At 72.0% G+C, this 14078-nt stretch carries 12 protein-coding genes; 11 read left to right on the forward strand and 1 reads right to left on the reverse strand.

What is annotated here, in order from left to right; translation table 11 throughout:
- The first annotated feature begins 142 nt into the window (after nt 1–142).
- The 3 genes from ASD06_RS13830 (at nt 143) to ASD06_RS13840 (ending at nt 4092) form a co-directional block, all read left to right on the forward strand.
- Nucleotides 143–499, forward strand: a complete 357-nt coding sequence (locus ASD06_RS13830) for an ANTAR domain-containing protein (protein ID WP_157371719.1) — start codon at nt 143–145, stop codon at nt 497–499.
- An 81-nt stretch (nt 500–580) separates the two neighbouring features.
- Nucleotides 581–2968: a phosphoketolase gene (locus ASD06_RS13835; RefSeq protein ID WP_056678829.1), complete on the forward strand. Its 2388-nt coding sequence runs from the start codon at nt 581–583 to the stop codon at nt 2966–2968.
- On the forward strand, nt 2965–4092 hold the full coding sequence (locus tag ASD06_RS13840; RefSeq protein ID WP_056678832.1) for an acetate/propionate family kinase: 1128 nt from the start codon (nt 2965–2967) through the stop codon (nt 4090–4092). Before ASD06_RS13835 ends, ASD06_RS13840 begins: the two co-directional genes overlap by 4 nt.
- Here the strand turns inward: ASD06_RS13840 and ASD06_RS13845 are convergent.
- On the reverse strand, nt 4089–4571 hold the full coding sequence (locus ASD06_RS13845) for a MarR family winged helix-turn-helix transcriptional regulator (protein WP_200942214.1): 483 nt from the start codon (nt 4569–4571) through the stop codon (nt 4089–4091). The two genes, ASD06_RS13840 and ASD06_RS13845, sit on opposite strands and share 4 nt — an antisense overlap.
- 57 nt (nt 4572–4628) lie before the next feature.
- Here ASD06_RS13845 and ASD06_RS13850 point away from each other — a divergent pair, with 57 nt between their 5' ends.
- From ASD06_RS13850 to ASD06_RS13885, 8 genes are all read left to right on the forward strand, one after another.
- A complete protein-coding gene (locus ASD06_RS13850) occupies nt 4629–5678 on the forward strand; it encodes an SDR family oxidoreductase (RefSeq protein WP_056678838.1) in 1050 nt (349 codons plus the stop codon).
- Nucleotides 5678–6019, forward strand: a complete 342-nt coding sequence (locus tag ASD06_RS13855; RefSeq protein ID WP_056678841.1) for a hypothetical protein — start codon at nt 5678–5680, stop codon at nt 6017–6019. Before ASD06_RS13850 ends, ASD06_RS13855 begins: the two co-directional genes overlap by 1 nt.
- A complete protein-coding gene (locus tag ASD06_RS13860) occupies nt 6016–6480 on the forward strand; it encodes a hypothetical protein (RefSeq protein WP_056678844.1) in 465 nt (154 codons plus the stop codon). The genes ASD06_RS13855 and ASD06_RS13860 overlap by 4 nt, the downstream gene beginning before the upstream one ends.
- Nucleotides 6481–6483: 3 nt before the next feature.
- A complete protein-coding gene (locus ASD06_RS13865; protein ID WP_056678847.1) occupies nt 6484–7128 on the forward strand; it encodes a gluconate 2-dehydrogenase subunit 3 family protein in 645 nt (214 codons plus the stop codon).
- 71 nt (nt 7129–7199) lie between these two features.
- Nucleotides 7200–8828 (forward strand): GMC family oxidoreductase, encoded by a 1629-nt coding sequence (locus tag ASD06_RS13870; protein WP_369853757.1) that lies wholly within the window; start codon nt 7200–7202, stop codon nt 8826–8828.
- Nucleotides 8821–10611 (forward strand): thiamine pyrophosphate-requiring protein, encoded by a 1791-nt coding sequence (locus tag ASD06_RS13875; protein WP_056678850.1) that lies wholly within the window; start codon nt 8821–8823, stop codon nt 10609–10611. The genes ASD06_RS13870 and ASD06_RS13875 overlap by 8 nt, the downstream gene beginning before the upstream one ends.
- Nucleotides 10611–11744, forward strand: coding sequence for an enolase C-terminal domain-like protein (locus ASD06_RS13880; RefSeq protein WP_056678854.1), 1134 nt, complete (start codon nt 10611–10613; stop codon nt 11742–11744). The genes ASD06_RS13875 and ASD06_RS13880 overlap by 1 nt, the downstream gene beginning before the upstream one ends.
- Nucleotides 11741–13507, forward strand: a complete 1767-nt coding sequence (locus ASD06_RS13885; RefSeq protein ID WP_056678857.1) for a glycoside hydrolase family 15 protein — start codon at nt 11741–11743, stop codon at nt 13505–13507. The genes ASD06_RS13880 and ASD06_RS13885 overlap by 4 nt, the downstream gene beginning before the upstream one ends.
- Nucleotides 13508–14078: the final 571 nt, after the last annotated feature.

The raw sequence follows: 14078 nt of genomic DNA on the forward strand, positions 1-14078 counted from the left end.
ACCCAGGAGTCGGAGCGGCACGCGTGCGCACCGCCGTGGCCCTGCCTGAAGCGCCTTCGCCGTCGTCTATCATCGCCGGAGAACTCGGGCCCTCTAGAAGCAGGGTGCCCTCGAGGTGTTCATTGCCCCGGAGGCACGAGCGTTGGACGAACAGCAGTGGATGGATCTGGCCGAAGAGGCGGGGCAGCTGAGGGAAGCGCTGCGCACGCGAGGCCCGATCGAGCAGGCCAAGGGCGTGATCATGGGTCTGCGCCGGTGCAGCCCTGACGACGCCTACGCCGAGCTGGCCGAGATGTCGCGCAACCACAACATCAAGGTGCACGACCTCGCCCAGGCGCTGGCCCGCTACGCCGCCGAGGGCATCCGGACGGCGCCGGTCGACGACCGCGAGATGAAGATCGCGCTGCTGGTGGCCGAGCGATGGGTGACCCACCTGCCCGGTGGGGTGAACCCCGTGCGGCCCACCGACGGCGCGACCGCGGAGACCAGCACGAACTGAGGGGACGAACGTCCCGCTCGGGGGCAGCGCCCGGCGTCAGGACGCCCCTAGGGTGGGCGCCTGACCAGCCTGAGGAGCGCCATGTCCCCGTCCTCCCCTTCGCGGCCCGCCCCGGACGTCACCGAGCTCGAGCGGATCAACGCCTACTGGCGCGCCGCGAACTACCTGTCGGTCGGCCAGATCTACCTGCTCGACAACCCGCTGCTGCGCGAGCCGCTCGCAGCCGAGCACGTCAAGCCGCGGCTGCTCGGCCACTGGGGCACGACGCCGGGCCTGAACTTCCTCTACGCCCACCTCAACCGCGCGATCGTGCAGCGCGACCTGGACGCCATGTTCGTCACCGGCCCCGGCCACGGCGGCCCGGCGCTGGTCGCCAACTCCTACCTCGAGGGCACCTACAGCGAGACGTACCCGCACGTCGGGCAGGACGTCGAGGGCATGCGGGCGCTGTTCCGCCAGTTCTCCTTCCCCGGGGGCATCCCGAGCCACGTGGCCCCCGAGACGCCGGGGTCGATCCACGAGGGCGGCGAGCTCGGTTACGCGCTGGTGCACGCGTACGGCGCGGCGTTCGACAACCCCGGCCTGCTGGTCGCGTGCGTCGTCGGCGACGGCGAGGCCGAGACGGGCGCGCTGGCGGCCAGCTGGCACTCGAACAAGTTCACCAACCCCGCGCGCGACGGCGCGGTGCTGCCGATCCTGCACCTCAACGGCTACAAGATCGCGAACCCCACGGTGCTCGCGCGTCTGCCGCAGGACGAGCTCGAGGCGCTGCTCGTCGGCTACGGCCACCGGCCGTACTTCGTCGAGGGCGACGACCCGATGACCATGCACGCGCTCATGGCGCGCACGCTCGACCAGGTGCTCGACGACATCGCCGAGATCCAGCGGGCCGCGCGGTCGGGGGAGCAGGTCGAGCGGCCGCGCTGGCCGATGATCGTGCTGCGCAGCCCGAAGGGCTGGACCGGCCCTGCGGTCGTCGACGGCCAGCAGGTCGAGGGCACCTGGCGCTCGCACCAGGTGCCGCTCGCGGAGACGCGCACGGACGACGGTCACCGCAAGCTGCTCGAGGACTGGCTGCGCAGCTACCGGCCCGAGGAGCTGTTCGACGAGTCGGGAGCCCTGGTCGAGTCCCTGAGGTCGTTGCCCCCCAAGGGCGAGCGCCGTATGAGCGGCAACCCGAAGACCAATGGCGGCCTGCTGCTGCGCGACCTGGCGATGCCCGACTTCCGCGACTACGCCGTCGAGGTCACCTCACCGGGCGCCGAGACGAGCGAGCCGACCCGCGCCCTCGGCCGGATGCTGCGCGACGTCATCGTCCGCAACCCCGAGTCGTTCCGGCTCATGGGGCCGGACGAGACGGCGTCCAACCGGCTGCAGGCGGTGTTCGAGGTCACCGACCGCACGTGGCTGGACGCGCACTCGGACGCCGACGACCACCTCGGCCCGGACGGCCGGGTCATGGAGGTGCTGAGCGAGCACCTGTGCCAGGGCTGGCTCGAGGGCTACCTGCTCACCGGCCGCCACGGGTTGTTCAACTGCTACGAGGCGTTCATCCACATCATCGACTCGATGTTCAACCAGCACGCGAAGTGGCTCAAGGTGACGCGCGACATCCCGTGGCGCCGTCCGATCGCCTCGCTCAACTACCTGCTGAGCTCGCACGTCTGGCGGCAGGACCACAACGGCTTCTCGCACCAGGATCCGGGCTTCATCGACCACGTCGTCAACAAGAAGTCCGAGATCATCCGCGTGTACCTCCCGCCGGACACCAACACCTTGCTGTCGGTGGCCGATCACTGCCTGCGCAGCAAGGACTACGTCAACGTCATCGTCGCGGGCAAGCAGCCGACGCCGAGCTGGCTGTCGATGGACGACGCGGTCGACCACTGCACGCGGGGCATCGGCATCTGGGACTGGGCCGGCACCGACGACGGCGGCGAGCCCGACGTCGTCCTGGCGTGCGCGGGGGACGTGCCGACCCTCGAGATCATCGCTGCGGCGCAGCTGCTGCGGCGCAACCTGCCCGACCTGAGGATCCGCGTCGTCAACGTCGTCGACCTGATGCGCCTGCAGGACCCCGACGAGCACCCGCACGGCCTGTCGCACCAGGAGTACGACACGATCTTCACCACCGACAAGCCGGTCGTGTTCGCCTACCACGGCTACCCGTGGCTGATCCACCGCCTCACCTACCGCCGGCACGGGCACGACAACCTGCACGTGCGCGGGTACAAGGAGGAGGGCACGACCACCACGCCGTTCGACATGGTGATGCTCAACGACCTCGACCGCTTCCACCTCGTGATCGACGTCATCGACCGCGTGCCGCAGCTTGGCGCGCGCGCAGCCCGGCTGCGCCAGCGCATGGTCGACGAGCGGTTGCGGCACCGCGCCTACACCCGCGAGCACGGCGAGGACATGGCCGACGTCACCGGCTGGCAGCTGCCCGACGACGACGCCGAGGCATGAGCGGCGCCGGCGACGGGCTCAGCGTCCTGGTCGTCAACGCGGGTTCGAGCAGCATCAAGCTGCGGCTGCTCGGGCCGGACGACGAGGTGCTGGCCACCACCGACCTGCACGCCGACCGGCACGGCTTCGACGAGGACGAGCTGCGCGTGTTCCTGCACGGTGACCGGCCGGACGTCGTCGGGCACCGCGTCGTGCACGGCGGCACGCAGTTCACCGACCCCACGCTGATCGACGACGAGGTGGTCGCCGAGCTGGGTCGCCTCGTCGAGCTCGCCCCGCTGCACCAGCCGGCCGCCCTGAAGGGAATCGAGGCGGTGCACGACGTGCTGCCCGACGTCGCGTCGGTCGCGTGCTTCGACACGTCGTTCCACACGACGTTGCCCCCGGCGGCGTTCACCTACGCCCTGCCGCGAGAGTGGTTGCGGCGCTGGCCGATCCGGCGGTACGGCTTCCACGGCCTGTCGCACGCCTACGCCTCACGCCACGTCGCCGAGCTCGCGCGAGCCGACGGCCTGGACGTCGACCCTGCCGCCCTACGCACCGTGGTCTGCCACCTGGGCGCGGGGGCGTCGCTGTGCGCGGTGAAGGGCGGTCGGTCGGTCGACACCACGATGGGGTTCACACCGCTCGAGGGCCTGGTGATGGCGACGCGGTCGGGCTCGGTCGACCCGGGCCTGGTGCTCTGGCTGCTGCGCGACGACCGGCTGTCGCTCGACGACCTCGAGGAGGGGCTCGAGCACGAGTCCGGGCTGCTCGGCCTCGGTGGCAGCAAGGACCTGCGCGACCTGGTCGACGGTGATGGTCCCGACCCGCAGGCGGCGGCGCTGGCCCTCGACGTCTACGTGCACCGACTGGTGACCTCGGTCGCGGCCATGACGGCGTCGCTCGGCGGTCTGGACCTGCTGGGCTTCACCGGTGGCGTCGGCGAGCACGACGCGGTGGTGCGCAGCCGGGTGGCGCAACGGCTCGCCTACCTGGGGGTGGCCCTCGACGCGCACCGCAACGACTCCGCGGACGGCGACACCGACGTCACGGCGCCGGGTGCGGCGGTGCGCACGTACGTGGTCGCTGCGCGTGAGGACCTGCAGATCGCCCAGGAGGCCCGGCGGGTCGTGGCCGGCTAGGGCGCCCAGCGGCTGTCTTCGGGCTCACCTGCGGCGCGGGCGAAAGCGTCCAGCGCGCCGGCGAGCGACTCCCGGTCGCCGGGTTCCATCTGCCGCAGCACGCGCTCGAACGCGCGGCGTCGGTGCTCCATCACCCGGTGCAGCAGCGCGCTCCCCTCGTCGGTGAGCGACAGCTCGAGGTTGCGCCGGTCGCGCTCGGACTCGGTGCGCGCGACGAAGCCGGCGCGTACCAGCCGGTCGACGGCCCGCGTCGCGTTGGACGGGTGGACGTCGAGCGCCTCGGCGACCGCGGAGAGGTTCGCGCCCGGCAACCGGTCCACCAGCACGAGGATGCGCATCTGAGTCGGCGTCACGTGGTCGTCGACCTCCGCGACCGACTCCGCGATGAGGGCGACGAGGACCCGCGAGGCGTCCATGACGGCGCGGACCTGCGACCGGGACGGGCCGCGGCCTGAGGTGCGCGCAGAGCTCGGGCTCACTTGCTCATCCTGGCGCATAAGTTGCGCAACGGCAATTGATGCCGCTGAATGGAGGACATGGACGCCAACCACACTCCCTCACGCAACCGGTCCGAGATCGTCGTCGTCACGGGGGCCAGCGGTGGCATCGGCCGCGCCAGCGCCGTGGCCTTCGCCCGCCGTGGCGCCACCGTCGCGCTGCTGGCGCGCGGTGAGCAGGGCCTGCAGGGTGCCGCCGAGGAGGTGCGCCGCGCCGGGGGAACGCCTTTGACGATCCCGGTCGACACCGCTGACGCCAAGGCCGTCGAAGCGGCTGCCGAGCGGGTCGAGACCGAGCTGGGCCCGATCGACACGTGGGTCAACGTGGCGTTCACCTCGGTGTTCTCGCCGTTCGACCAGATCAGCGCGGACGAGTTCCGCCGGGTCACTGAGGTGAGCTACCTCGGCTACGTCTACGGCACGATGGCCGCGCTGAAGCGGATGAAGACGCGCGACCGCGGCACGATCGTGCAGGTCGGCTCGGCGCTGGCCTACCGCGGTATCCCGCTGCAGAGCGCCTACTGCGGCGCCAAGCACGCGATCCAGGGCTTCAACGAGTCGCTGCGCTGCGAGCTGCTGCACGACAAGAGCAACGTGCGCGTGACGATGGTGCAGATGCCGGCGGTCAACACGCCGCAGTTCTCCTGGGTGCTGTCGCGGCTGCCGCGGCACGCGCAGCCCGTGCCGCCGATCTACCAGCCCGAGGTGGCTGCGGACGCCGTCGTCTTCGCCGCCGACCACCCGCGTCGCCGCGAGTACTGGGTGGGCGGCAGCACCATGGGCACGCTCGTGGCCAACGCGATCGCACCCGGGCTGCTCGACCGCTACCTCGCCCGCACCGGCTACGACTCCCAGCAGACGTCGCAGCCGCGCGACCCCGACCAGCCGGTGAACCTGTGGGACCCGGCAGACGGCCTGGACGGCAAGGACTTCGGCGCGCACGGCGTGTTCGACAACAAGTCGACCACCCGGTCGTACCAGCTCTGGGCGAGCCAGCACCACGGCGTCGTCGCCGGCGTCGCCGCCGGTGCACTGGCTGCTGGTGTCGCGGGCCTGCGCAACGCCTGGCACGCGGCCCGGAGCCACTGATGCCCAGCGGCGCAACGGCTCTCGCGACGACGCTGGGGGCGGCCTGGGGCACGGTGCTGACCGCCCGGCCCGACCTGGTGCTGCGCGGGCTCGAGGGCCCCCCGGCCGACTCCACCGAGCAGACCGTGGCGAAGGTGCTCGGCGCACGCCAGCTGGTGCAGGCCGCGGCCATCGCCCGCTGGCCACGGGTCGCCGGACGGGTCGGCGGCGCCGCCGACCTCCTGCACGCCCTGACCATGGCCGCCCTGGCCACGTCGCCGAGGTACCGCCGCGTCGCCGCCACGAGCGGCGCCGTCGCCGTCGTCCTGGCGGCACTCGAGCTGAGAGGAGCGCGATCATGAGCTGGTTCAAGCGATCGAACGGTGCGACGGTCGAGTCCGTCGTCGACCGCGCGGTCACCGACATCCGCCACGGCCGGTTCGAGCGCTCGCTCTCGGCCCTCATGGGCGTCGGTGCAGCCGTGACGGCGGCCGAGATCTTCTTCGAGCACGACAAGGCGTCCTTCGGCAACCGCCTCATGTGGCTGCCGGTGGCGCTCGGCCCGGTGGGGACGGCCGCAGGAGTCGCGGGGGCCCTCAACGCCAAGGCCGCCCACACGGTGCTGCCGGTCGCGTCCGCCGCCATCGTGGCGAACGGCCTGCAGGGCACCTTCCTGCACGTGCGCGGCATCGGCCAGAAGCCGGGCGGCTGGCACAACGCCCGGTACAACGTCGAGATGGGGCCACCGCTGCTGGCCCCGTTGCTCGTCACGCTGGTCGGCGGCATGGGCCTGCTCGCGTCGCTGCTGCGTCGGGAGCGCTGACCCGTGCCGCGACACAGCGAGCCCACTGGGCAGACCCCCGGTGGCACCGACACGCACTTCCCGGGCTTCGACGTCCTCTCGCAGGCCGACCACTGGGACGACGAGACGCGTCGCGTGGTGCTCGACCGCACGCGTCCCCCCGGGCCCCTGCGCTTCTTCACCGACGCCGAGGCCCGCGCCGCCTCCGCGCTGTTCGACCAGCTGCTCGACCAGCGCAGCGAGCCCCGCGTGCCGGTGCTGCAGATGGTCGACTCGCGGCTGGCCGAGCACCAAACCGACGGCTGGCACTACGACGACATGCCCATCGACGACGACGCCTGGCGCCGCAGCCTCGCGGCACTCGACGCCGAGGCGCAGGCCTCGCGTGGCTGCTGCTTCGCCGACTGTTCGTGGGACGACCAGAGCCGCATCGTGGCGGGCGTCCAGGAGGCGGCCGACGGCGAGTGGCACGGGCTGCGCGCCGACCGCCTCTGGAGCCTGTGGACGCGGTACGCCTGCACGGCGTTCTACTCCCATCCCTGGGCCTGGAACGAGATCGGCTTCAGCGGACCGGCGTACCCGCGCGGCTACAAGAACGCGCACGTCGGCGGCCGGGAGCCGTGGGAGGTGCGCGAGCAGCGCCCCGTGAACCCGGTGGTGCACTCGTGAGCGGCCGGCTGCTGGGTGTGCTGCGCGACGGCTCGGCCGACGACGTCCGGGCGCGCAACGCCTCGGCGTGGCTGCTGCCGCTCAACGGTGACGAGCGGGTCGACCACCGGCTGCGCGACGACATGCGACGGTTCGACGACGACGACGAGGTCGACGTGGTCGTCGTGGGCGCCGGTGCCGGTGGGGCCACCATGACGCAGCGGCTCGCGCGCGCCGGGTGGCGCGTCGTCACCCTCGACGCCGGGCCCTTCTGGGACCCCGCTCGCGACTGGGTGTCCGACGAGGCCGGCTCACACGGCCTGTACTGGACCGAGCCTCGCCAGATCGGCGGGTCCGACCCGGTTCCCTTGGGTTCCAACAACTCCGGGCGCGGCGTGGGCGGCTCGATGATCCACTACGCCGGCTACACCCCGCGGTTCCACCCCAGCGACTTCGAGACGCAGACGCGCGACGGCGTCGGGGCCGACTGGCCGTTCTCCTACGCCGACCTCAAGCCGTACTACGAGGCGATCGAGGGTGAGCTCCCGGTGGCCGGCGAGGACTGGCCCTGGGGTGACCCGCACACCTACCCGCACCACGCCCATCCCGTCGGCGGGAACGGCGAGGTCTTCCAGCGCGGGGCTCGTGCGATCGGCGTCGAGACGCGCGTCGGGCCGGTGGCGATCGCGAACGGTCGGTTCGGCCACCGCCAGCACTGCATCTACCGCGGCTTCTGCCTGCAGGGGTGCAAGGTCAACGCCAAGGCCTCGCCGCTCATCACGCACATCCCCGACGCTCTCGCGCACGGCGCGGAGGTCCGGGCGCACTGCATGGTGACGCGCATCGGGTACGACGAGCGCACCGGCCGGGCGACCGGCGTCCACTACGTCAAGGACGGCGTCGAGCACTTCCAGCGCGCCGCGCACGTCGTGGTGGCCGGCTACTCGATCGAGACGCCGCGGTTGCTGCTGAACTCGGCCAACCGCCGCTTCCCGCAAGGCATGTGCAACGACTTCGACCTCGTCGGGCGCTACCTCATGGTGCAGGGCGCACCCCAGACGGGCGGGCGGTTCGACGACGAGGTGCGCATGTACAAGGCGCCACCCCCCGAGGTGTCGACCGAGCAGTTCTACGAGACCGACCCGAGCCGGCCGTACCAGCGCGGCTTCTCGATCCAGACCGTCTCGCCGCTGCCGATCACGTGGGCCGAGCACATCACGGGCCAGGGGCACTGGGGGCCGTCGTTGCGCGAGTACATGCGCGACTACGTGCACTGGTCGTGCCTGGGTGCGTTGTGCGAGTTCCTGCCCCAGGCCGACAACCGCGTGACGCTGTCGGACCAGGTCGACCGGCACGGTCTGCCGGTTGCGCACTTCTCGTACAGCCAGTGCGACAACGACCGCGCCCTCATGAAGGCCGCCGCCGAGGTGATGGAGTCGATCCTGCGCGCCGCAGGGGCCGACGAGGTCATCACCTTCAACCGCTACGCGCACCTGGTCGGTGGGGCCCGCATGGGAGCCGACGAGCGACACGGCGTCGTCGACGGCTACGGCCGCGCCTTCGCCGTCCCCAACCTGCTGATCACCGACGGCAGCACGCTGCCGACCCAGGGCTCGGCCAACCCGGCCCTCACGATCATGTCGGTCGCCGCTCGCGCGGCCGACCACCTGATCCGCACCGGAACGCCTACCGCCGCAACCACCGGGAGGAACCATGTCTGAGACCGTCGCCGACTTCCTGCTAGGCCGCCTGCGCGAGTGGGGGGTGGAGAAGGTCTTCGGGTACGCGGGTGACGGCATCAACGGCCTGCTGGCCGCCTGGGGCCGCGCTGATGACCACCCGGAGTTCGTCCAGGCGCGGCACGAGGAGATGGCGGCCTTCGAGGCGGTGGGCTACGCCAAGTTCTCCGGCCGGCTCGGGGTGTGCGTCGCGACGTCCGGCCCGGGCGCGATCCACCTGCTCAACGGCCTGTACGACGCCAAGCTCGACCACGTGCCCGTGGTGGCGATCGTCGGCCAGACGGCGCGCTCGGCGATGGGCGGGGCGTACCAGCAGGAGGTCGACCTGCAGACGCTGTTCAAGGACGTCGCCTCCGAGTTCGTGCAGATGGTGACCGTGCCCGAGCAGCTGCCGAACGTGATCGACCGCGCGATCCGCGTGGCCATCGCCGAGCAGGCGCCCACCGCGGTGATCATCCCCTCCGACGTCCAGGAGCTGGAGTACACGCCGCCGGGCCACGAGTTCAAGATGGTGCCGTCGTCCCTCGGTGTCGAGTGGCCCACCACGAGCCCGGACGACGCCGCCGTGCGCCGCGCCGCCGAGGTGCTCAACGCCGGCGAGAAGGTCGCGATCCTCGCCGGCCAGGGTGCGCGGGGCGCGCGGCAGGAGCTGATGCAGGTGGCTGACGCCTTGCAGGCCGGCGTCGCGAAACCGTTGCTGGGCAAGGACGTTCTCAGCGACGAGCTGCCGTACGTCACCGGCTCGATCGGCCTGCTGGGCACCCGGCCGAGCTACGAGATGATGAACGACGCCGACACGCTGCTCATCGTCGGCTCGAGCTTCCCGTACACGCAGTTCTACCCCGGGCTGTCGCAGGCGCGGGCCGTGCAGATCGACGTCGACGCCAAGCTCATCGGCATGCGGTACCCGAACGAGGTCAACCTCGTCGGTGACGCCGCCACGACGCTGCGCGCCCTGCTGCCGCTGCTGACCCCCAAGGGTGAGAGCTCGTGGCGCTCCAAGATCGAGTCGAACGTCGCCGAGTGGTGGGGTGACATGGAGGCCGAGGCGATGGTGTCGGCCGACCCGATCAACCCGATGCGGCTGTTCTACGAGCTGTCGTCGCGCATGCCGGACGACCTCATGGTGATGGCCGACTCCGGCTCGTCGGCGAACTGGTACGCCCGCCAGCTGAAGTTCCGCGGCGACATCCGCGGCTCGCTGTCTGGAAACCTGGCGACGATGGGGCCCGGCGTCCCGTACGGCATCGGCGCGAAGTTCGCCCACCCCGACCGGCCCGTCGTGGTGTTCGCCGGGGACGGCGCGATGCAGATGAACGGCATGGCCGAGCTGATCACCATCAAGCGCTACTGGGAGCGGTGGTCGGACCCGCGGCTGGTCGTCGCCGTCCTGCACAACGACGACCTCAACCAGGTGACGTGGGAGATGCGCGCCATGGGCAGGTCCCCGAAGTTCCCCGAGTCGCAGACGCTTCCGAGCGTCGACTACGCGGCCTTCGCGGCGAGCCTCGGGCTGGCCAGCCGGACGCTCACCGACCCCGACGACCTGGGTGCGGCCTGGGACGAGGCGCTGTCCGCCGACCGTCCCACGCTGCTCGACGTCCACACCGACCCCAACATCCCGCCGATCCCGCCGCACGCGACCTTCCAGCAGATGAAGGCGACGGCCGAGGCGCTGATCAAGGGCGACGAGGACCGCTGGGGCGTGGTCAAGGAGGGCATCAAGACCAAGGCCCAGGAGCTCCTGCCCCACCACTCGAGCTGATGGCGGGGCACTCGCCCGTCGTCGAGGACCTGCGGACGACGGTGCTGACCGTGCCGACGGACGCGCCCGAGTCCGACGGCACGGCGCAGTGGACGTCGACGACCATGGTCGTGGTGCGGGTGCGCAGCGAAGGCGTCACCGGGCTGGGCTGGACCTACGGCCCGGCCGCCTGCGGTGCGCTCGTCGACGGGCTGCTGCGCAAGGTCGTGGTCGGGCGGCCCGTGGCGGCCGCGACCGGCACGTGGGACGCGATGGTGCACCGGGCACGCAACGCCACGCGCGCCGGAGCGGTCGGCTACGCGATCTCGGCGGTCGACGTCGCCCTGTGGGACCTCAAGGCGCGCCTGCTCGACACCTCGCTCGCCGACCTGCTGGGCCGCGCCCACGACGAGGTGCCGGTGTACGGCAGCGGCGGCTTCACGTCGTACGACGACGACCGGCTCACCGAGCAGCTGCGCGGCTGGGTGGTCGACCAGCAGATCCCCCGCGTGAAGATCAAGATCGGTCATCCCGGCGGTGTGCACCACCAGCGCGACGTCGAGCGCATGATGCTGTCTCGCCACGCGATCGGTGCCGACGCCGAGCTGTTCGTCGACGCCAACGGCGCCTACACCGCCAAGCAGGCGGTGCGGGCCATCGACGCCGCGCAGCAAGCCGGAGCCGACGTGACGTGGTTCGAGGAGCCGGTGTCGTCCGACGACCTCGACGGGCTGCGGCTGGTGCGCGAGCACACGACGTCCGACGTCGCGGCGGGGGAGTACGGCACCGACGTCGGCTACTTCCGGCGCATGTGCGTGGCCGGCGCGGTCGACTGCCTGCAGGCCGACGCCACGCGCTGCGGCGGCTACACCGAGTGGCTGCGGGCGGCGGCGGTCGCCGCGTCGTTCGAGCTGGACGTCTCGGCCCACTGCGCACCCAACCTGCACGCACCCGTCGCGGCGGCGGCACCGAACCTGCGGCACATCGAGTGGTTCCACGACCACGTGCGGATCGAGCAGCTGCTGCTGCGCGGTGCGCTCGACCCGCAGGGCGGCAGCGTCACGCCCGACCCTGACCGGCCCGGTCACGGGCTCACCTTCGACGACGACGCCGCCGAGCGGTTCGTCGTCCCGACCCCAGGAGACGTGCAGTGAGCGGCGATCCCCCGCTGTGGCAGGACTTCCCCCCGGACGTGCTGCGCGAGTACTCCCTGATCGCCGACGGCCACCGCGGTGCCCTCATCGGGCCACGCGGTGACATCGCCTGGATGTGCGCGCCCCGGTGGGACTCCCCGGCGGTGTTCGCCTCCCTGATCGGCGGGGGCGGCATCTACGCCGTCACGCCCGACGAACCCTTCGTGTGGGGCGGCTACTACGAGCCCGGCACCCTCATCTGGCGCAGCCGCTGGGTGAGCACCCGCACGACCATCGAGTGCCGTGAGGCGCTCGCGATGCCCGGTGACGCCAAGCGCGTGGTGCTGCTACGTCGGGTCGACGCGGTCGAGGACGAGGCGCGGATGCGCGTCGTGCTCGACCTGCGCACGGACTTCGGGGCGCAGTCGCTGCGTGAGCTGCACCGCAGCGACGACGGCGTCTGGACCGCCCGCACCGGTGACCTCTGGGTGCGCTGGCGTGGCGCCGAGCGGGTCGAGGTCGACGACGCCGGACGGCTGCGCACGCACCTGAAGGTGCCAGGCGGCCAGCACCACGACCTGGTACTGGAGGTCAGCGACGCCCCGCTGCCGGAGCCCGAGCCCGTCGACGAGCTCTGGCAGCGCACCGAGCGCGAGTGGCGCGACGACGCCCCGGCGTTCGAGTCGACGCTCGCTCCCCGCGACGCGCAGCACTCCTACGCGGTGCTCAAGGGGCTCACGTCGCCCGGTGGTGGCATGGTCGCCGCCGCGACGCTCGGCATCCCGGAGCGGGCGGAGAAGAACAACTCGTACGACTACCGCTACGTGTGGTTGCGCGACCAGGCGTACGCCGGGCTGGCCGCAGCCGTGAGCGGTGCGTTCCCGCTGCTGGACGCCGCCGTCTCGTTCGCCACCGCGCGGCTGCTCGAGCACGGCGACCGCCTCGCACCGGCGTACCGGGTCGACGGCACCGACCTGCCGCACGAGCGCCGGCTCGACCTGCCGGGGTACCCGGGTGGCTCCGACATCGTGGGCAACTGGGTGGTGGGCCAGCGCCAGCTCGACGTCCTGGGTGAGCTGCTGCAGCTGTTCGCCGTGGCGGCGCGGCACGACCGGCTCGACCACGACGGCCGCCGGGCCATGGAGCTCGCCGTGCGCCTCATCGAGGACTGGTGGCCGCAGCCGGACGCCGGCATCTGGGAGCTGCACGACCGGTGGTGGACGCACTCGCGGCTGGCGTGCGTCGCCGGCCTGCACCAGGCGGCGGCCCAGACGAGCGCGGTCGAGGCGCGCCAGTGGGTCGACCTCGCGGGCACGATCCTCGACGAGACGACGCGGCGCTGCCAGGCCACCGACCGCAGCTGGCGCCGCGCCGCCGACATCAGTGGGGTCGACGCCTCCCTGCTGCTCCCGCCGGTGCGAGGTGCGTTGCCGCCCGACGACGACCGCACGGTCGCCACGCTGGCGGCGGTGCGCGACAACCTCACCGACGACGGCTTCGTGTACCGGTTCCGCCACCAGGACGACGACCTCGGCTCCGACGAGGGGGCGTTCGTCCTGTGCGGCTTCATCATGGCGCTCGCGGAGTGGCACCAAGGCGACCAGGTCGCTGCCGTCCGGTGGTTCGAGCGCAACCGTGCCGCGTGCGGCCCGCCCGGCCTGTACGCCGAGGAGTACGACGTCGTCCAGCGCCAGCTGCGCGGCAACCTGCCCCAGGCGTTCGTGCACGCCATGCTGCTCGAGACGTCCAGCCGGCTCGCCGGGCCGCCGCCCCCGAGGGGTTAGCCGGTCAGCAGTCGTCGTCTTCGCAGCCGGGCAGGGGTTCGGGTCGGGTGGTGACCTGCAGGCCGTTGCGGAGGGTCCAGGTGGTGTGGCGGGGTCCTTGGCCGGGGCCGGTGTGCAGNGTGGGATCGCACCAGCTGGTGGGTTTTGGGCTGGTGGTGGGGTCGGCATTTGGGGTCGAGGTTGACCACGGCGGTGGGGCCGCGGGGCCAGGGGTCGTCGTGGTCGAGGTCGCAGGTGCGGGCTGGTCGTGCGCAGTCGTAGGAGGTGCAGGTGGGGGCTTCGGCGTGGACGTGGCGGGTGATGNNNNATGGTGGGGTGGCGGTAGCGGTCGGTGCTGGTTGGTGGGGGGTGGGCGAGGGAGGCGCGAACGGCCTCCACGAGCGTGTCTCGGCTCCGCGCGACGCCGGGCTCGGTGAGGCGCGCGACGTGGGTCAGGGCGTCGGTGTCGTCGATGACGAGCACCTGCACGGCGCTGCCGTGGCCCAGCTGGCCCAGCTGGCCCAGCTGGCCTGCTGGAGCTGCTGGTGGGCGAGGTCGCGGGCGCTGGCGGCGTCCAGGGGTGTGGGGGTGC

This window comes from Angustibacter sp. Root456 (genome assembly GCF_001426435.1).
Taxonomy (GTDB): Bacteria; Actinomycetota; Actinomycetes; order Actinomycetales; family Angustibacteraceae; genus Angustibacter.